The organism is Streptomyces sp. NPDC002825, assembly GCF_040295385.1.
Classification (GTDB): domain Bacteria; phylum Actinomycetota; class Actinomycetes; order Streptomycetales; family Streptomycetaceae; genus Streptomyces.
In genome coordinates this window covers 125,695-143,792 of sequence record NZ_JBEOVH010000003.1, presented here as the reverse complement: position 1 = coordinate 143,792, position 18,098 = coordinate 125,695, and the positions used below count along the sequence as shown (strand labels likewise).

15 protein-coding genes and 2 pseudogenes are annotated in these 18,098 nt (G+C 69.6%); 6 read left to right on the top strand and 11 right to left on the bottom strand.

From position 1 onward, the window contains the following. Positions 1-36 precede the first annotated feature (36 nt). On the bottom strand, positions 37-1,854 hold the full coding sequence (locus tag ABT041_RS05260; RefSeq protein ID WP_351179247.1) for a glycoside hydrolase family 15 protein: 1,818 nt from the start codon (positions 1,852-1,854) through the stop codon (positions 37-39). A gap of 306 nt (positions 1,855-2,160) precedes the next feature. On the opposite strand from ABT041_RS05260, the gene ABT041_RS05255 reads away from it, so the two are divergent. Next, the gene (locus tag ABT041_RS05255) at positions 2,161-3,039 is read left to right on the top strand and encodes a hypothetical protein (protein WP_351179244.1); all 879 of its coding nucleotides are present in this window, start codon (positions 2,161-2,163) and stop codon (positions 3,037-3,039) included. 22 nt (positions 3,040-3,061) lie between these two features. On the opposite strand, the gene ABT041_RS05250 is transcribed toward ABT041_RS05255, so the two are convergent. Both ABT041_RS05250 and ABT041_RS05245 read right to left on the bottom strand, forming a co-directional pair. Then, entirely contained in the window at positions 3,062-3,769 is a 708-nt protein-coding gene (locus ABT041_RS05250) for a 2-phosphosulfolactate phosphatase (RefSeq protein WP_351179241.1), read from the bottom strand. An 83-nt stretch (positions 3,770-3,852) separates the two neighbouring features. Next, positions 3,853-4,242, bottom strand: a complete 390-nt coding sequence (locus tag ABT041_RS05245) for a nuclear transport factor 2 family protein (RefSeq protein WP_351179238.1) — start codon at positions 4,240-4,242, stop codon at positions 3,853-3,855. Between the two features lie 277 nt (positions 4,243-4,519). On the opposite strand from ABT041_RS05245, the gene ABT041_RS05240 reads away from it, so the two are divergent. Next, positions 4,520-6,142, top strand: coding sequence for an MFS transporter (locus ABT041_RS05240; protein WP_351179235.1), 1,623 nt, complete (start codon positions 4,520-4,522; stop codon positions 6,140-6,142). 356 nt (positions 6,143-6,498) lie between these two features. On the opposite strand, the gene ABT041_RS05235 is transcribed toward ABT041_RS05240, so the two are convergent. Beyond that, on the bottom strand, positions 6,499-7,458 hold the full coding sequence (locus ABT041_RS05235) for a C45 family autoproteolytic acyltransferase/hydrolase (RefSeq protein WP_351179232.1): 960 nt from the start codon (positions 7,456-7,458) through the stop codon (positions 6,499-6,501). 195 nt (positions 7,459-7,653) lie between these two features. Here ABT041_RS05235 and ABT041_RS05230 point away from each other — a divergent pair, with 195 nt between their 5' ends. Then, positions 7,654-8,280, top strand: coding sequence for a hypothetical protein (locus ABT041_RS05230; protein ID WP_351179229.1), 627 nt, complete (start codon positions 7,654-7,656; stop codon positions 8,278-8,280). A gap of 27 nt (positions 8,281-8,307) precedes the next feature. Here the strand turns inward: ABT041_RS05230 and ABT041_RS05225 are convergent. Then, positions 8,308-9,183, bottom strand: a pseudogene (locus ABT041_RS05225) (IS5 family transposase). After that, positions 9,180-9,638 carry an Interleukin family protein gene (locus ABT041_RS05220; RefSeq protein WP_351179226.1) on the bottom strand — a complete coding sequence of 153 codons (459 nt, stop codon included), beginning with the start codon at positions 9,636-9,638 and terminating at the stop codon, positions 9,180-9,182. Before ABT041_RS05220 ends, ABT041_RS05225 begins: the two are co-directional and overlap by 4 nt. Positions 9,639-9,790: 152 nt before the next feature. Between ABT041_RS05220 and ABT041_RS39000 the strand changes: the two are divergent. Then, positions 9,791-10,599 (top strand): annotated as a pseudogene (locus ABT041_RS39000) (helix-turn-helix domain-containing protein); the annotation flags it as partial. A 27-nt stretch (positions 10,600-10,626) separates the two neighbouring features. Here ABT041_RS39000 and ABT041_RS05210 read toward each other — a convergent pair. After that, positions 10,627-11,280 carry a hypothetical protein gene (locus ABT041_RS05210; RefSeq protein ID WP_351179220.1) on the bottom strand — a complete coding sequence of 218 codons (654 nt, stop codon included), beginning with the start codon at positions 11,278-11,280 and terminating at the stop codon, positions 10,627-10,629. 400 nt (positions 11,281-11,680) lie between these two features. Between ABT041_RS05210 and ABT041_RS05205 the strand changes: the two genes are divergently transcribed. Beyond that, a complete protein-coding gene (locus ABT041_RS05205; RefSeq protein ID WP_351179217.1) occupies positions 11,681-12,262 on the top strand; it encodes a hypothetical protein in 582 nt (193 codons plus the stop codon). A gap of 497 nt (positions 12,263-12,759) precedes the next feature. Then, positions 12,760-13,317 carry a GNAT family N-acetyltransferase gene (locus ABT041_RS05200; protein ID WP_351179214.1) on the top strand — a complete coding sequence of 186 codons (558 nt, stop codon included), beginning with the start codon at positions 12,760-12,762 and terminating at the stop codon, positions 13,315-13,317. Between the two features lie 209 nt (positions 13,318-13,526). Here ABT041_RS05200 and ABT041_RS05195 read toward each other — a convergent pair whose 3' ends face one another. From ABT041_RS05195 to ABT041_RS05180, 4 genes are all read right to left on the bottom strand, one after another. Further along, the gene (locus tag ABT041_RS05195; RefSeq protein WP_351179211.1) at positions 13,527-14,216 is read right to left on the bottom strand and encodes a LutC/YkgG family protein; all 690 of its coding nucleotides are present in this window, start codon (positions 14,214-14,216) and stop codon (positions 13,527-13,529) included. Then, entirely contained in the window at positions 14,213-15,616 is a 1,404-nt protein-coding gene (locus ABT041_RS05190) for a LutB/LldF family L-lactate oxidation iron-sulfur protein (RefSeq protein WP_351180005.1), read from the bottom strand. The genes ABT041_RS05195 and ABT041_RS05190 overlap by 4 nt, the downstream gene beginning before the upstream one ends. 71 nt (positions 15,617-15,687) lie before the next feature. After that, on the bottom strand, positions 15,688-16,443 hold the full coding sequence (locus ABT041_RS05185; RefSeq protein WP_351179208.1) for a (Fe-S)-binding protein: 756 nt from the start codon (positions 16,441-16,443) through the stop codon (positions 15,688-15,690). Then, a complete protein-coding gene (locus ABT041_RS05180) occupies positions 16,443-17,942 on the bottom strand; it encodes a rhamnulokinase (protein WP_351179205.1) in 1,500 nt (499 codons plus the stop codon). The genes ABT041_RS05185 and ABT041_RS05180 overlap by 1 nt, the downstream gene beginning before the upstream one ends. Positions 17,943-18,098 lie beyond the last annotated feature (156 nt).

The following is an 18,098-nucleotide window of genomic DNA, read 5'->3' as shown; positions in this document are numbered from 1 at the left end:
GACCCTCGAGACCGACGACGAGCGCCGGGAAGCGGCTCAGCGGTCCAGGGCGCTGTCGAGGGTCATCGCGGCGGTGATGAGCGCGAGGTGCGTGAAGGCCTGGGGGAAGTTGCCCAGTTGCTCGCCCGTCGGGCCGATCTCCTCGGCGAAGAGCCCGACGTGGTTGGCGTAGGTGAGCATCTTGTCGAAGGCGTAACGGGCCTGCTCGACGCGGCCCGCTCGGGCGAGCGCGTCCACGTACAGGAAGCTGCACAGGGAGAAGGTGCCCTCCGCACCGCGCAGCCCGTCGGGGGAGGCGGACGGGTCGTAACGGTAGACCAGACTGTCCGAGACGAGCTCGCTGTCCATCGCGTCCAGCGTGGACAGCCAGCGCGGGTCGCGCGGCGCGATGAAGCCGGTGACAGGCATCAGCAGCAGGGAGGCGTCCAGCACCTCGCTGCCGTAGTGCTGGACGAAGGCCTGGCGCTCGACGGACCACCCTCGTTCCATCACCTGGTGCAGCACCGCGTCCCGGGCGGCCGTCCAGCGTTGCAGATCCGCGGGACGGCCGAGTTCGACGGCCATCCGTACGGCGCGGTCGAAGGCCACCCAGCACATCATCCGGCTGTAGGTGAAGTCCTGGCGGCCGCCGCGGGTCTCCCAGATCCCCTCGTCGGGGCGGTCCCAGTGCTCGCACAGCCAGTCCACCGTGGCGGCGAAGCGCAGCCAGCCGTCGTAGCCGGCGAGCTGGGCCACGTCCCGCGCCTGAGCGAAGGCGTAGACGACCTCGCCGTAGATGTCGAGCTGGAGCTGGTCGGCGGCGCCGTTGCCGGCCCGGACCGGGGCGGAGCCCCGCCAGCCCTCCAGATGGCCGAGCACCTCCTCGCTCAGGTGCGGATCGCCGTCCACCCGGTACATGATCTGCAGCGGTTCGCCGCTGACCGTGCGACCGGCCTGGAGCCGGGCGCCCAGCCACCGGCGGAACGCGTCCGCTTCCTCGCTGTAGCCGAGGTCGAGCATGGCGCGCACCGACAGGGAGGCGTCGCGGATCCAGGTGTAGCGGTAGTCCCAGTTCCGTTCGCCGCCGACCTGTTCCGGCAGGCCCATCGTGGCGGCGGCCACCGGCGCGCCGGACGGCGCGTAGGTGAGCAGTTTCAGCGTGATCGCCGAGCGGTTGACCTGCTGCTGCCAGCGGCCGCGGTAACGGCAGCGGCTGATCCATTCGTGCCAGAAGGAGCGGACCGAGCCGAAAGCGGCCCGCAGGCCCGCCTCGTCCGTCGGCACGGGTGGCGCCGCGCCGGGCCCGTCCAGGGTGAGCACGGCGGCGGCGCGTTGACCGGCGGTCAGCTCCCACTCGGCATGGACGTCCTCGCCGTCGCGCCGCAGTACGACAGGGCCGAGCACCTGAAGGTGCGCGGTGGCCGTGGTGCCCGAGAAATGCGCGGTGGCGCCGTCGACGACCAGTTCGTGTGCTTCCCGGCCGTAGTCGAAGCGAGGCCGGCACCCCAGTGCGAAACGGACCGTGCCGCGCACCACCCGCAGCACCCGGATCAGGGTGTGCCGGTCGGTCGGGACGGTCGGGTCGGCGGGCAGCGGCATGAAGTCGGCCACCTCACCGACCCCGTCGGGGGTGAGGAAGCGGGTGAGCAGCACCGCGCTGTCGGCCAGGTAGAGCTGACGCACCGTCGTCCCCGGCGTGTCGACGGTGATCGAGAAGTGGCCGCCGCGCTCGTGGTCGAGGAGCCGGCCGAAGATGCTCGGCGAGTCGAAACGAGGCGAACAGAACCAGTCCACCACGCCCTCGGCGGAGACCAGCGCGCACGTCTGCAGGTCTCCGATGAGCCCGTGGTCGGCGATCGGGGGATAGCGGTGCATCGGCGGGATCCTCGGGGCTGGGGCTGGGGCTGGGGCTGGGGCTGGGGCTGGGGCAGGGGCTGGGGGCTCGGGCTCGGGCTCGGGGTCGGGGTCGGGCTCGGGCTCGGGCTCGGGCTCGGGCCCAGGCTCAGGCTCGGGTCTGGGCGGGGCGGCAGGCGGGGGTTGGGGGCGGCGGGCGGTCCTCGGAACCACCCTCCGACGGTCCGGCGTCCGAGGCGATCGGGGTGCGCCGAATGGGGGCGCTCAGGTGGTGGGGTCCGACGGGCCGGACTTCGGGGCGATCGGGGCGTCCCGTACGGTCGCAGCATGCTGATCGACATGGGCGAGCCGCGCAGACTCGGTGTCCGCCCACTCGGTGTCCGCCGACTCGGTGTTCCGGCCGCCGAGGCGCGGCTGCGCTTCGAGGCGGAGGGGGCGGCACAAGGGGAGGCCGGCGGAAGGGGCGGGCCGGGCCGCAGAGTGCTCGTGGTCGACGGGGAACCCGCGTTCGAGCTCAGCTCCTGGTGCGGAACGTGCCCGTTCCTGTTCAGCCGCCTGGAAGGTGCCCGGCAGACGTTGTCGCTGGAGAGCGTGCAGGAACGGCTCGCGGGGGCGCCGGCGGAGCCGTACGTCGACGAAGTGATCGACGCGTTCGGCGCGCTGCTGCCGTCGGGGGAGTACCTTCCGATGCTGCTCCGTGTGGAGCCCCGTCTCGTCGTCCCCGGTCAGGAAGGCGACTACTTCAGCGGCGAGCAGCTGGCCACGTGGGGGCTCGACGACTTCTCGGGCCTTCCGCAGTACCCGCACACGCCGTACTACCGGACCTTCGAGACCTCGGTCGACGCGTCAGCCCACCTCTATGAGTTCGTCGTGCCCATGGTTCCCCCGACGTGGAACGACAGGAAGCGCGTCGAGGAGTACGTCGAGCTCATGGGCCGGGGAACAGTACCGACGGCCGTGGCGGTCTCGACGCTGGACGTGTGCGAACCCGCCACCGGCGCGCCGGCCGACCACTACCGGCACTGGGGTCTGACGCACTTCCTCCTCGACGGCCATCACAAGATGGAAGCCGCGGCCACGGCCGGCCGCCCGGTGGTGCTCCTTGCGCTTCTGACGCTGGGCGAGGGCCTGGCGCAAGCCGGGGACCAGGCCCGGCTGCCCACCCTGCGCGCGCAAGGCAGATCGACACGAAATCTCCCGCGCTGAGGCCCGAAAGGCCTCACCGCGATCAGACGGGATCCCCGTCGGCAGGAAGCGGCGAAGGCATCGGGCAGGGACGCAGGACCATGAGCGAGTCCTCCAAGGCCGCGACCATGGCGAACGGGAACCGGTCGAGCTCAAGACAGAGTGCGACGTCATCGGGATGCACTCCCTCACGCACCCGCTCCGTCAACTCATGGGCGGCGCGTGACTCGGCAGCGCGACGGAGGAAGACGGCGGGATCCGTCCCGGCCTCGTCGGTCCTCCTGGCGATGTACTGCGCGCAGGCCAGGTCCTCATCGGCCCGCCCGTCCTCGCCGGTGACGACGAAGGTGACATGGGCATCCGCGCGCGCCCGCAGGAGCCGGGCGGTCGCCTCCGCCACCACGAAGGAGGCACACAGCACCAGCTCCGCGTCCTTGACCGCGAGGGCACCGACCGTCCCCGCCGTGGTCTTCTGCACGACGGTCCGGCCAGTGAGGTCGACGGACCGCAGCATGCCCGGCGAGTTCACCATGTCGAAGCCGGGCGCGGGCGGACCGTCTTTGAGCGCCACCCAATCGGGGCGGCGAGCCTTGAGCGCGAGAGCGTCGTCCAGCGACTCGGCAAGAACGATCTTCTCGGCCCCGCGGGCGAAGGCCCAGGCAGCCACGGTGTAGGCCCGCATGACGTCGATGACGACCGCCACGGACGGGGTTTCGATGACATCAGCGATGCCGAGGAAACGAGCGCTCATGCCGATCATGATCGTGCATGTCCACCACGGGGCGCCGGGAGAGTGACGGGGATCACGACGACAGAGCGCTCGGTCGCTCGGCCTCATGCATCCGGCACAGGGGTGGCCTGGTGGTAGTACATCCGCCACCCGGTCTCGTCGTCCAGCTTCCGCCAGATCGAACTCCTCCGAGCCCGCCTGCCGTCGAGCACGGTTTCGAACGTGAGGTGCACAATTCCCGGCGCCAGTACGGTGCCCGTCATCTCGGAGGGCACGAACTGCGGCCCGTCGTCATCCGCGCCCTGCATGACCGGAAGCGCCGAGATCATCGCCTGGCGATCCCACCGGCGTCCCGAGGAACCCACCTCCATGAACTCGGGATCGAGGAGCTGCTCCGCCGCTTCCCTGGACGAGCGCCCGGCCGGACTCAACAGCTCCAACTCCCGCTCGATGACCTCGGCAACGCTGCTGTCCCTGTCCCTGTCCGCGTTCATGGCGGCATCTTGCCCCACCTGACCTGGGCACAGGCAAGCGAATTGAGCCCCGGTCGGCCGACGTCGCCTCAGACGAACCTGGCGTCGCAGGACGCGATGCGACAGCTCACCGCAGGGCACGAAGTCCGCTCGGCCGCAATCCTCCGGAAGTCACGAAATCCTTCAACTCGCAAATGGCTGGAGGGCACAAAAATAGCCAGTCCGCAAATCTGGCAGAGGGCATAGTGCCAGTCCGATCGCAACCCTTCTGGCAAGAAATTCAAAGGTTGACGGCGTCATGAAGTTTGCCTATGGTCCAGGCGTTCAGATTCCCGCCGATCGATATCCGAAGGTGTTCATGACCGTGCCTCCAGCGCTGCCGAAGCTCAGGCAGCAGTTGATTCTCGCCGTTCTGATGATGTGCTCGCTGCTGATTTGGCTGGACAATACTGTTCTGAGTACGACGTTGGAGACCCTCGCGGACCCGGTCCGTGGACTGGGAGCCGATCCCGGTCAGCTGCAATGGGCGACCGGTTCGTACACTCTGGCCTTCGCCACGTTGATGTTCACCGCAGGCGCATTGGGCGATAGATTCGGTCACCGGACGGTGTTCTCCACCGGCTTGGTGATCTTCGCCGGATCCTCGCTGTGGGCGGCGTACGCAAGCGATGCGGGTCAGCTGATCGCGGCGCGAGCGGCGATGGGGGTGGGCAGCGCGCTGATCACGCCCGCCATGATGGCCATCCTCATGTGGACCTTCACCGGGCCTGCGAGGGCCGCCGCGATCGGCGTTTTCTCGACGTCGGCCGGTGTCGGAATGGCCGCCGGCCCGGTGCTGGCCGGATTCCTGCTCGATCATTTCTGGTGGGGCTCGGTATTTCTCGTCAATGCCCCGGTCGCGGCATTGGCGTTGGCCGGGCTCGCCGTGCTGGTTCCGAATTTCCGCAGTCCCACTCTGCGGCCTCTGGATCCCGCTGGAATGTTTCTGTCGATCAGCGGGCTCGTGGCGCTGGCCTACGGCCTGATCCGTGCGGGCCAGGTGGCGGAGTGGAGTCGTACCGACGTCTGGGCGCCGATTCTCGTGGGTCTGGCTCTGCTGACCGTTTTCGTACTGGTCGAACTGCGACTCAAGGCGCCCAGCTTTGACCCGCGACTGTTCGCGCAACGCACATTCGGTGGCGGCAACGTGGCGCTCGGATTGCTGCTTTTCGGCGTGGCCGCCATCACCTTCTACAACGCGTTCTATCTGCAGGGCGCACTCGGGTTTTCGCCGATGAAGGCGGGTTTGGCCACTATCCCGACCGCGGTCGGCGCACTCATGGCGGCGCCCCTTGCCTCACGCCTGGTCCGCCGACTATCGCTACGCCGGGTCGCCGTGCCGGCGCTCACCATGGCTGCGCTGACCATGGGCGGGTACGGCTTCCTGGGACTCCACACCCCACTCGTCTGGATCGAGATCCTGTTGTTGATCCAGGGGCTCTCGATCGGCACGGTGATCGGCCCCATGACGGCCGCCTTCATCAACGACCTGCCGTTGGAGCAGGCCGGCGCGGGATCGGCCGTCACCAACACCGTGCGACAAACCGGCAGCGTGATCGGCATCGCCGTGGGCGGCACGATCATGTCGATCATGTACCGACGCGCGATCGAACCCTCACTGGAGGGTGCGCCCGCTGCGGTGCAGGCTCAGGCGCGAATCTCCGCCGAACAGGCCCGCCACATCGCCACCGCCACCCACCGGCCCGCTCTGGCTCAGGCTGCTGACGATGCGTTCATCCACGCGATGCACGTCGGCGCGGGCTGGATAGCGGTCTTCGCCCTCCTCGCAGCCGCGGTGCTGCTGCTCACGCTGCCCGCTGCCGAAAAGAAGAAGGACCTGATGCCGGAGCCGAACTACGAAGAGGCCCGAAGCTCGGCCTGAGAGGCTGATGCCCAAGGCCACGCCGGCCTTCGTCGGCCACCGCCGACGGATCCGGCGAGCCAGTACTTCGGAAGCAACAGCCAGCGGTCGCAGGCGGGTTCGCCCGAGTTGGACCCGCCGCCCGTGCGGCGGTCGGTCTCCGGATTGTTGTGTGGACCTGCCGCGCAAGAACCGCCGGACCCCGACCAGCTCCCCGGCGAAAAGGGTTACGACTACTCTCACCTGCGGCAATGGACCCGTTCCCGAGGTATCACGCCATGGATCGGACGCCCAGCCACCAGAACCCTCCTCGCCTTGACAGCCATCGCCACCTCGTCAACCACCGGAAATGAGTCCGGGTGACGGTCGGTTGTGCGTCAGTGGTCGTTGCTGTCGCCGGACAGCCCCAGAGCAACGGTGCGCGCTCCGGGCGTGAAGCCAACGATGGTGTGCTCCCAGTGCTCGCCGGGCCAGTGGTACGTCACGCGCCCCTCGGCTGGGCGGTAGTGGGCGGTATACACAGTCCCCAGCCACTGGTCGTAGCTGCACTGGTACAGCGGTGGTCGCAGCATCGATGGAACGTCGACTCCCGCTCGCTGGACAGCGGCTAGTCGCGCTTGTGTCCGGGTCGTTCGTTCCTGCTCGTCGGGCACGGGTAGGTGCTGGTGATTGGCGGCGCAGGCGTCATGGGCCTCGATCATCGGAATGTCAGGGCCCACATAGACCGTCCGGCTCTGGTGCTCGTCGACGAAGGTGACGTTCTGCGGAATCGCGATGGGTATCGTGCGCAGTCTGTCCATGGCCTCGTCAACGGTCCGGCAGACTTCCAGGAGGTAGCGCAGCACGAGGGGAATGGCGAAGCCGGGCCCATGGACGAATCGCCCGCCGAAGGTGAGTGACACTGCGAGTCCGGCGTCGTTCATGCCGTCCAGCAGGCCCCATCCTGCTTCCTGCATGCCGATGACTGGGCGGAGGAACTGGGAGGAGACGATGGTGCCTTCGCAGTGGTCCGGGGCGAAGTCGTAGTTTCTGAGCAGCGTGCCCTCGTGGCCGATCTGAGTACAGCCGGAGAAGAACGGGCGCACGGTCGCCATGGTGAGAAGCGTCCTGGCATCAGGAGAGTCAAGTTGATCCGCGAGCCGGTCGAGCACGGGGACCAGTTCGGGCATGTGCCTATCGAAGAGTTGTCGGGCCTGCGCTGCGCCCTCGGGAGTGTGGCCCTCCTCGGTCAGCCATTCCTCCGCCTTCGCCATGGCTGACCGGACATGCGCGGCCCACCGACCGTCTGCGCCGTCACCGATCTCAATGGCATGAAACGTCTTGACGTAGTGGCTCATGACGTAGGACCCAACTAAATTTCAGGCCCACTTTTCAAGGGCAGGCAGGCGTCGCCAGCAGATGAGTGCGCATCCGAGGGTGAGGAAGGCTCCGCGCATGTCGTCGCGGATCTCCTTGGAGCTGTCCGGCCGATCATGTGGAGGCGGAGGAAGCGGCGGGCCCAGGGGCTGTTGGCCCTGATACAACTTGGGTCGATGGGTATTCAGGAACGTGACCGCAAGGTGTACCGGCCTCTGCGGCGGGCCGGCCTCGAGGTGATCCCCAACTCTGTGCCAGCGGGCGCGATACCGTTCGTCCACGGATACAGTGCGGAGGACGTGGCCGGAGGCTTCTCGCACCGATACGACACCCCGCGGTTGGTCGAGCGGCTTAATGCGGACTGGTACGACCTGGCGGTCTCCTCGGGCCTTTTCGACCGCCGGCGCGAGTTCCTGGTGCAGCTTCCGCAGGGCACCCGTTCGCACCAGGCTGCGTTGCAGCACCTGCACTACGGCAACGCTGCACCGGCGCTCTGGACGCGGGTCCGGCTGCTGGATCGCTGGGACATCATGGGCCGAGGGGCGGCATCCGCGTTCCTGGGCGTGCACTGGGGCCACCCGGGCTTCGGCATGATGGCTCTGGACGGCAGCGTCTACGTCTGTGCCTCGACCGGGGAGACCGGCATCGACGTGCTCGTGGTGCATCACCCAGACCGCTCAGAGAACGTCCTGCGGCATCTGGAGCGGATCACGCTTCACGACAGTCCCTACGTCAACCGCGAGTTCAAGGAGCGGATCGCCGTCTGGCTCGCTGACCGTGCAAGGGGCTTTCCGGGTCGCTGATGACGAGGTCCCGGGTGGGCTGACTGATCATGCGCGAAGCCAGATGACGAGGGCGGCCGCGGTGACCGTTCCGAGGAAGACGTAGCCACGCTTGTCGTACCGCGTTGCCACGGCACGGGGGTTTTTCAGCTTGTTGATGGCCCTCTCGACGGTGTTGCGCTTCTTGTGCCGGTCCTCATCGAATGCCGGTGGCCGTCCGCCGCGCGATCCCTTGCGCAGGCGGGTGGCCCGGCTGTCGGTCTTCTCCGGGATCGTGTGCCGGATGCTGCGGCGCCGCAGGTACTGACGGCAGGGACCGTTGCTGTATGCCTTGTCGGCCGCGACGCTGCCGGCTTCTTGCGGGGCCTGCCCGACCCGAGCCGTGAGACCCGGATCTTCTCCAGCACCGGAACGAACCGGGTGCAGTCGGCCCCGCGACAGTGGCCGTCCGCGCTCAGGTGGATCTTGCTGGTGAAGCCGCCGCGTGAACGCCCCAAGCCTTCGCCTCCCGCACCACCTCCACCAGCCGGCCGACATGGCCCTGCCACGGACTTTCGTCCTGGTGTTCCACCATCTCGGCCCCCTTTGAGTCTCCGAGGGCCGGCGGCGGGTCGGTACGGGCGCCGGCCGCGTGCTGGTGCGCGCGCACGATGGTGGAGTCCACCGAGACGTCCCAGTCGATCTCGCCCGCCGCGTCGGCCGCCGCCTGGACCCGCTGCAGCAGCCGTTCCCAGGTGCCATCGGCCGACCACAACCGATGGCGCTCATAAACGGTCTTCCACGGCCCGAACCGCTCCGGCAGATCACGCCAGCACACCCCGGTCGAACCCGGTGAAGAATCCCATCGATCACCTGCCAGTGATCACGCCACCGCCCGCACCGGCCGTTGCTCACCGGCAGGAACGGCCGCAAGGCCAGCGTCATGCATCGCCCGTCGCATCGTCTTCGGCGAGCGACGAGCGGATTCTGCGCACCGCGCGCGGCGGCAGAAGCGGGTTGTCGGAGGGGGCCGTCCAATTGAATCGACTGCGGACGCTGCGCAGCCGGGCAGCGGTGATTTCGGCCTCGGCGGTGCCCATCTTAGCGCGGTGCCGGAGGGCGCCGTCGACGACCGCACCGAGCGGCGCGTCCGGGAACTTCTGCCAGCGCTTCGGGCGTCGGCCGTTCATGCGTTCCTCGACAGCGTCGGCGCGGACGTCATCGGGTGAGCCCAGGAGTGCCGTCAGCGCGGTCTGTGCGTGACGCCGGTTGGAGCTGTTGGGGAACCGCTTGTTTCGACGGATGTTCTTGCGCGAGCTCTTGTCGTTCTCGCCGTAGCTGTTCCGATGATCTTTGAGGTAGCTCAGCCGCTTCTTCTCCTGGGGTGTCTTGCGCCTCACCGTCCCGTGCCTCCTTCGGCTCCCAAGAGCGCCAGATTAGCGACGTCCAGGCGTGTCGGTCACGCCGTTTCCGGGCGCCGGACGGCAGGTGGAAATGGGATGTCGGGAGGGTTCGCCTGACAGAGGATGCCGGCGCCGGTAACTCCCGAGTGGTGAGATACGCGCAGGGCGGTGGGCTGACCGACGCCGAGAGAGCCGCGCGGGAGCAGATCCGGTTGCAGGCTGTCGTCCGCTTCGAGGCAGGGAGAAGAATCGAGAGGTCGCTGCCGCTCTGCGGGTGAGCGAGCAGTTGGTGCAGCGGTGGCGCCGGGCCTGGCGCGAGCGCGGCCAGGTCGCGGTTCTGTCGCACGGTTCTCCGGGGCTCCCAGTTGTGGCTCGGCGAGACGCAGATCGCCGGACTGGAGCGGGAGTCGGAGCGTGGCCCGCTGGTCCAGGGCTGGGCGGAGCAGCGATGGACGTGGGCGCTGGTCAAGACGTTGACCGGCCGGCTGTTCCACGTCTCCTACACCGTCGAGGGCACGTGGCGATTGTGGAAGCGGGCACGGCGGGAGTTGGCAGCTGCCGCCCCGACGTGCCAGCGAGTGGGACGACGACGCGGTTGAGGTGGGGGAGAAGGAAACCTGGCCGCGGGTAAGAGATCGCGGCGGCGCGCGGTGCCCGGATCGTCTTCGAGGGCGAGGCCGGCGGTCGATGAAGCCGCCGGCGTGCCGGGACCTGGGGCCGGATCGGACAGACCCCGGTCGTGAAGGTGCGGGGCCGGGGGCTCCGGGCGGGTGTCGATGGCGGGGATGGCCCGCTTCAAGCCGGGGCGGCCATCCCGGCTCATCTCTGCGATCCGCGCATATCGGGCCCGCAGGGACGAGCCGAAGGGCTTCGGCTGGCGCGACTTCCGCGACTTGATCGTCCTCGCCCGGACCCAGCTCGGGGGCCTCCTATCGTGCAGGCCTGGAACAACGTCCGCCATGCGGTTTTTGCCGGGAGGCCTCGCTCAGATCGGGTCCGCGTCGGCCGTGATCGCCCAGCGGCGGAGGTGCGGGTCGGGATGGGTTCGGGCGATTGCGAGAGTGCTGTCGAGCAGGTCGTGCAGGTGCAATGGATATGCAGCGCGGGAGGTAGGCAGGCCCAGCAGGACACGGTGGCGCATCGGCAGGTCGGTGGTCTCGGCGAACGTCCTCATGGAGGCCTCCAGCCAAGCGCTTTTGACGTCTCGAGCCTCGTCCAGGGACGGATCACGTACGCCACCGGGCCCGTGGCCTGAGGACCGGTCCGCGCGCAGCGGCACATGAGCCCAGTACCAGGCCCGCACGGCGCCTGCCCGCTCAGCATCCGATCCGATCCGCAGATAGTCGACCAAGGCTGCCATCACGCGGCGGCGCCCGAACGCGTAGACGGCCGGCTCGACGAACCAGCGGCAGAAGCTGGGGTCCGGGTCGTGTACGGCCGCCGCCATCAACGGGGCGAACAACTCCTCAGGCAGAGGACCACGTTCGAGCAGTGGCCGGCGCACCGCATGGGCGAGGCGGCGTGCATGCCTGTCGTCCCGCTCCATGGCACCGTCTTCGACACCCAGCAGCCGAGCCACCTCCCTTGCGCACGTCAGGAATGAAGACGGTTCTACGCCGGCCCGTTTGTCTTCGGTCACGACAGCATTCTGGGCCGGCTACGTCGGCTCGCACAGCCGCTTTGGCACCGGCCCGGACAGCCTCCTTCGCCGGCTGGGCCCGTGCCGTCTCGGTGCTCTCGTTGTCGCGACACGGTGCGCGCAGGCCATCGAACGACCCCGCGCGGCGCCCGTGGAACCCGTCGCTTGCGGCCGCATCTGGCGGGTCAGGCGTGCCAGCGCACGAACTTGGCGGCGGGACCGCTTGCCCTTCCCCGTAAGACCCGGCCGGCGGTCTTGTCATAAGCCGGCCGCTCGCCTTCCCAGACGGCCAGGTCGTCGTAACTCACCCCGCGAGGGCCATTCACAGGTCGCGGTCCGTCGGACGCGCGCTTTTCGTGCCGGCGCTGACACGTCAGCGGATCTCGCTATCGTCCGTGCCATGACCTCAAGCGACGATCTGCTCGACCTGATCCAGACCACCCCGGAGATCGATCTGCTGCTGCGGTCATCGTTCGGCTTCGACATTCATCGGAAGCACTATGGCGACGGCTGGCGGCTTGCTTCGGGTGCGCCGCTGGAGGTGATCGCCGGGGAGTCTGCCGGCGGGGCCTACTTCTTGTGCGCTGAGCAGAACGGTCGTCGTCCGGTGGTGTTCGCGAGTTCCGAGGGGGAAGGCGGGCTGCTTGCCGATGACCTGGCGGACGCCTTGGAGATCATCATCGGGCTGGAGTGGCGGGACTGCCTCTCGTTCTCCGGGGGTGGCGATGCGGAGGCCATGCAGATCTCCGCTCAGCACCTCGAACGCTCCCGTGGCAAGTACAACCCGGACATCGACAATGAAGCGGCCCAGGTGGCCGCGGTCCTCTCGTTGCGCATCCTGCCTGTCGCCGACCTCGTCGTCAGGTTGCACGCAGCCGCCGCGAAGACCGAACCGGAGTACGTCGTGACCGACGACGACGGACAGGAGTTCGGCCCGCTGTTCGGCGAGCATGTGGAGCCTCGCCACGGTGGCTGGAGTTGAACCTGCGGGGCTGCTGCCGCCGGTCACATCGGAAGCGGTCTCGGAACGTCGGTTGCGGGTGAGGGCCCGAGTCCCTCCACCAGCTCCTGCTCCAACCCGCACGCAGCAGCGCCTACCTGAGACGACTCCTGACTTCACTCTGAAATGATCAGTCACGCGTCAGGCGTTCGGGGCGGTCCGAGCCCCAGTCCGGGGGCGTCTGCGCGAGGCCGCAGACCGTAGGAGGGCGGTCCCGCGCGCAGCCCGTCCACGACTGGTCGGATCGGCCGCGGGCGATGCCGCAGGCCCTGAGAGGTTGGCGCTCGCCGTGGTGGCCACCGTGTTGTTCGCTCTGTGGCCAGGTGGCTGAGTCGCTCCGCCCCGTGTTCGGCGCCCGATCACGCGCCGCGCGTGACGGGTGGGCTCGGTAAGATCCCCGGGTTTTGGCGAGCCGCGTGCCCGGGCCGGCGCGGCTCCGGCCGGCGGGTGTACCGCAAGACCGTCCGAGGGGGCTTCGTATGACGTGGCAGGGGACCATCGCCATAGAGCGCATGGACGGATCGACCGCCGCCCAGGCCATGGACGCGTTCAGGCTGATCTACGCCGAAGCGTTCGCCGAGCCGCCCTACAACGAGACCGAGGACGGCGTCGCCGCGGCCTTCCGCCGTTTCCCCTCCCAGGCCGGCCGGCGCGCCTTCCGTGCTGTCCTGGCCCGTACTGAGGACGGCGAGCCGGTGGGTATGGCGTACGGCCACCCACTCGCCCCCGACACCCGGTGGTGGGACGAGCTGGCGGAGCCGGTGCCCGACGACCTGCGGCGGGAGGACGGCCACCGCTCGTTCGGGCTGATGGAACTTGCCGTGCGCGTGCCATGGCGTGGGCAGGGCATTGCGCGACGCCTTCATGAGGTCCTTCTGGACGGCGTCACTGCCGAGAGGGTGCTGTTGAACGTCCACCCGGGCGGCCCCGCGGCGTCGTCCGCCTACCGTTCCTGGGGATACCGCAAGATCGGCGAGACGAACCCCTGGGGGACGGGCGCGGATCGCTATGACGTGATGCTCCTCGACCTGCGGTGATGAGAGCAGGGAACGCGGTGAGCCCGCGGCGGCGCCGCCGCGGATCCGTGCCACGGCTCTTCTTTTGGCGGCCGTCCACCGCGCCTCACGGGCCGACGCTCAAGATGTGGCGAGCGACGGCCTGAGGTCGCTGGTGATGAGCCTCGCGGCTACGCCCAGATGGAAGCCCCCCGGGCCTGGAGGGGGACCAGGACCCGCGAGCGAGACGTTCAGCGTGCCGCCCCCTCCTGAGCCGCCCGATCCGGCGTCGGCCCTGCAACCGACCGAGTCGTCAGGACGACGTGCAGCACGCGGGGTCCGTGGACGCCTTCCACGCGGTCGAGTTCGATGTCGCTCGTGGCGGACGGCCCCGAGATCCACGTCAGCGGGCGGGCCGGGTCCAGGCGGGGCAGCGCCATCGGTACGGAGGCGACGACCTGGTCGGCGGCTCGTACGACGCAGATGTGCAGGTCGGGGACGAGCGTGAGGGCGCGCCGGCCCTGGCCCGGACCGCCGTCCAGGACGATCGTGCCGGTCTCGGCGATCGCCAGGGCGCACCCCGTGACCACGGCATCCGTGGCGTCCAGGTCGTACGGGGTGAGCGCGGCCTCCTGGTCGTGGCGCTGCTCGGCCGTCGTCGCGGACAGCCACTCGGCGGGCAGCCCGGGCGGGACGGCGACCGTGCGGGCGCTGTGCCGGTCGAGCAGTGCGGCCACCAGGGCGGGGAGTTCGTCCTCCGCGGTGCGGTGGACGTAAGCCCGGTAGTCGGTGAGGTTCTCGTGCAGCAGGTCGAGGACCGTGGCGGGGGCGTCGGGGGTGTGGGAGGGCAGGTAGGCGCGGGCGGGATTCGGCGCGTGCGGGACGTCGGCGAGTGCCTGTCGGATGCGGCCGAGGATGCGCTCGCGGGAGTTGTGCGTCACGTGCGGTTCTTCTTCCACCAGTCGCGGAACGGTTCGGCGGGCATCTCGGGCAGGTCGCGGCTCTCCGTCCACGGACCGGAGCCCGGCCCGGGCAGTTTCGTCGGATGCAGTGCGCGGGTCTTGGACGCGATGCGCTCGCCCGCGGCCAGGACGCCGGGGTGGTCCAGGACCCAGGTGGACGCCTTGATGGCGGCCTTCTCCAGGCGGTGGCCCTTCCCGCCCTCCACGGCCACCTTCTCCCGCAGGTGCACGAGCACTTCGGGAATGTCGATGGCGACCGGGCACACCTCGTAGCAGGCGCCGCAGAGGGAGGAGGCGTACGGCAGGGAGGCGTCGACCTCGCTCTGAGTGCCTCGTAGTTGCGGGGTGAGGATCGCGCCGATCGGTCCGGGGTAGACCGAGCCGTACGCGTGACCGCCGGCCCGCTCGTACACCGGGCAGACGTTGAGACAGGCCGAGCAGCGGATGCAGCGCAGGGCCTGGCGGCCGACCTCGTCGGCGAGGGCGCCGGTGCGGCCGTTGTCGAGCAGGACGAGGTGGAAGGTCGTCGGTCCGTCCTCGTCCGTCGTGCCGGTCCACATGCTGGTGTACGGGTTCATCCGCTCGGCCGTCGAGGAGCGGGGGAGCGTCTGGAGGAACACCTCCAGGTCCTGCCAGGTCGGCACCACCTTCTCGATGCCGACGACCGAGATCAGCGTCTCGGGGAGAGTCAGGCACATCCGGCCGTTGCCCTCGGACTCCACCACCACGAGGGTGCCGGTCTCCGCGACCATGAAGTTCGCCCCCGAGATGCCGACCTTGGCGCGCAGGAACTTCTCGCGCAGGTGCAGCCGGGCCGCCTCCGCCAGTTCGGCGGGGCTGTCGGTGAGGTCGTCGGGCGCCGAGCGGCCCCACTTGGCCATCTCGGAGCGGAAGATGTCGCGGATCTCGCCCCGGTTGCGGTGGATGGCGGGGACCAGGATGTGTGAGGGGCGGTCCTCACCGAGTTGGACGATGAGTTCGGCGAGGTCGGTCTCGTACGCCGCGATCCCCTCGGCCTCCAGGTGCTCGTTGAGCCCGATCTCCTGCGTGGCCATCGACTTGACCTTGACCACCTCGGTCTCCCCGGTGGCCCGGACGAGTTCGGTGACGATCCGGTTCGCCTCCGCCGCGTCCGCCGCCCAGTGCACCGACCCGCCGGCGGCCGTCACGGCCTCCTCCAGCTGGACGAGGTAGTGGTCGAGACGGCTGAGGGTCTGGTCCTTGATCTGCTTGCCCGCTTCCCGCAGCTCGGCCCAATCCGCGAGCTCGGCCACGGCCACGGCCCGCTTGTCCCGGATCGTGTGGGTGGCGTGGCGCAAATTGGCCCGCAGGGTTTCGTTCCGTACGGCTTCGTGCGCGGCCTTCGGGAAGGCCGGCATACCGATGAAGGTCTGCCCGTCGCCCTGCCACCGCCCCTCTCCGAGCGCTGACGCGCGCCCCTTCTTGTCGCTCATACCAGCGGCTCCTCTTCCGTGCTCGCGAGAATCTCGGCGATGTGCATGATGCGCTGTGGGGCGTCCTGCCGGCGCAGCAGGCCATCCAGGTGCATCAGACAGGAGTTGTCCGCGCCGCAGAGTACGTCCGCGCCGGTGGACAGGGAGTTGCGGATCTTGTCGGCGCCCATCGCCGCGGAGACGTCCGGGTTCTTGACCGCGAACGTGCCGCCGAAGCCGCAGCACTCCTCCGCGCCCGGCAGCTCCACCAGCTCCAGGCCCTTCACCGCCTCCAGGAGCCGGCGGGGGCGTTCGCCCAGGCCGAGCATCCGCAGGCCGTGACAGGAGGGGTGGTAGGTCACCCGGTGGGGGAAGTACGCGCCCACGTCCGTCACGCCCAGGACGTCGACGAGGAACTCCGTCAGTTCGTACGTCCGGGGCACGAGGGAGTCGGAGGCCTTCGACAGAGCTTCGCCGCGGCCCTCGGCGCGTGCCTTCCGGCCGATCCTCGGGTAGTTGTCGCGGACCATCGCGACACAGGACCCGGACGGGGTGACCACGTGGTCGTAGCCCTCGAAGGCGCGCGCCATGCGGTGGACCAGGGGCTCGGTCTCCCGGCGGTAGCCGGTGTTGTACGGGGGCTGCCCGCAGCAGGTCTGGGCGGCCGGGAAGTCCACTTCCACGCCGAGGCGATCGAGGAGCTTGACCGTCGCGACGGCCGTGGACGGGTAGACCGCGTCGTTGACGCAGGTGGCGAAGAGGGCGACGCGCATCAGGGGTTCCTCGGGGCGGAGTCGAGTCGGGCGGCTGCCGAGTCCCAGGCGGCGCTGTCGCCCCGGGGCGTGTAGTGCCGCAGGTGCTGGGTGGAAGCGATGAGCCGGCGCATGTCGGCGAGGTCGCCGACCAGGCCGGCCGCCCGGGCCTGGACGAGGACGTTGCCCAGGGCCGTCGCCTCGGTGGGTCCTGCGACGACGGGCAGGCCGGTCGCGTCGGCGGTGAGCTGACACAGCAGGTCGTTGCGCGACCCGCCGCCGACGAGATGGACGCGCGTGATGTCACGGCCGGCGAGTTCGGCGGCCTGGCGCAGGGTGCGGCGGTGCGCGAGCGCCAGGCTCTCCAGGATGCAGCGGACCACTGTGCCCTGGCCGTCCGGGACGCGCTGGCCGGTGCGGGCGCAGTACGCCCGGATGCGGGCCGGCATGTCGCCCGGGGCGAGGAACTCGGGGGCGTCCGGGTCGATGAGGGAGGCGAACGGCTCGGCGCGGGCCGCGTCGGCGAGGAGCGCGGGGATGTGGGTGGGCTGACTTTCCTTGTCCCAGGTGCGACGGCACTCCTCGAACAGCCACATGCCCATGATGTTGCGCAAGTAGCGCACAGTGCCGTCGATGCCGCGTTCGTTGGTGAAGTTCGCCGTGCGGGACTCCTCGCTCAGGACCGGGGCGTCGAGTTCGAGACCGGCCAGCGACCAGGTACCGCACGAGACGTAGCCGAAGTCCGGCTCGGTCGCGGGCACGGCGACGACCGCGGAGGCGGTGTCGTGCGAGGCGACCGTCGTCACCGGCGTCCGCGGATCGAGTCCCGTGTACGCGGCGACGTGGGGGAGCAGCGTGCCCGCCGGGTCGCCGGGGGCGCGCAGCGGCGGGAAGAGGCCGGGGTCCAGGGAGAGCCGGCTGACGAGCTGCTTCGACCAGGTGCCGGTGCGGGCGTCGAAGAGGCCGGTCGTGGAGGCGTTGGTCTCCTCGGCGCCGATCGATCCGGTCAGCCAGTGGACCAGCAGGTCCGGGATCAGGAGCAAGGTGCGGGCGACGTCCCGCTGGACCGTTCCCTCGGTCGAGGCGAGCTGGAAGACGGTGTTGAACGGGAGGTGCTGGAGGCCCGTGATGTCGTACAGCTCCTCGCGGCCGACCTCCGCCCAGACGCGTTCGGCGACACCGCCCGTGCGGTCGTCGCGGTAGTGGTACGGGTGGCCGAGCAGGGTGCCGTCGGCGTCGAGGAGCCCGTAGTCCACGGCCCACGTGTCCACGCCGACGGAGGCGACACCGCCGGAACGGGCGGCTTCGCGGAGGCCGTCGAGAATGCCCTGGAAGAGGGCGAGGACGTCCCAGCGCAGCCCGTCGGGGAGCCGTACCGGCGTGTTGGGGAAGCGGTGGACTTCGGTGAGGTCGAGGTCGTCCGGGCCGACACGGCCCAGGATCACGCGTCCGCTGGTGGCGCCGAGGTCGACCGCGGCGAAGGCGGACGCGAGGGCGGAGGACGGGGGAGTGGTGGTCACGTGGGGCTTCCTCCGCTGGGCGGGTGGCTCGTAGGGGTGAGGGACGGGTGGACGGAATCGACCGGCCGCCCGTCCATCCTGGTGCCCGGCGGCACGCGGCCGGGGGCGGAAGGCATGAACGAGCCGGCTGTCCATCCTGGTGCACGACAAGGGGCT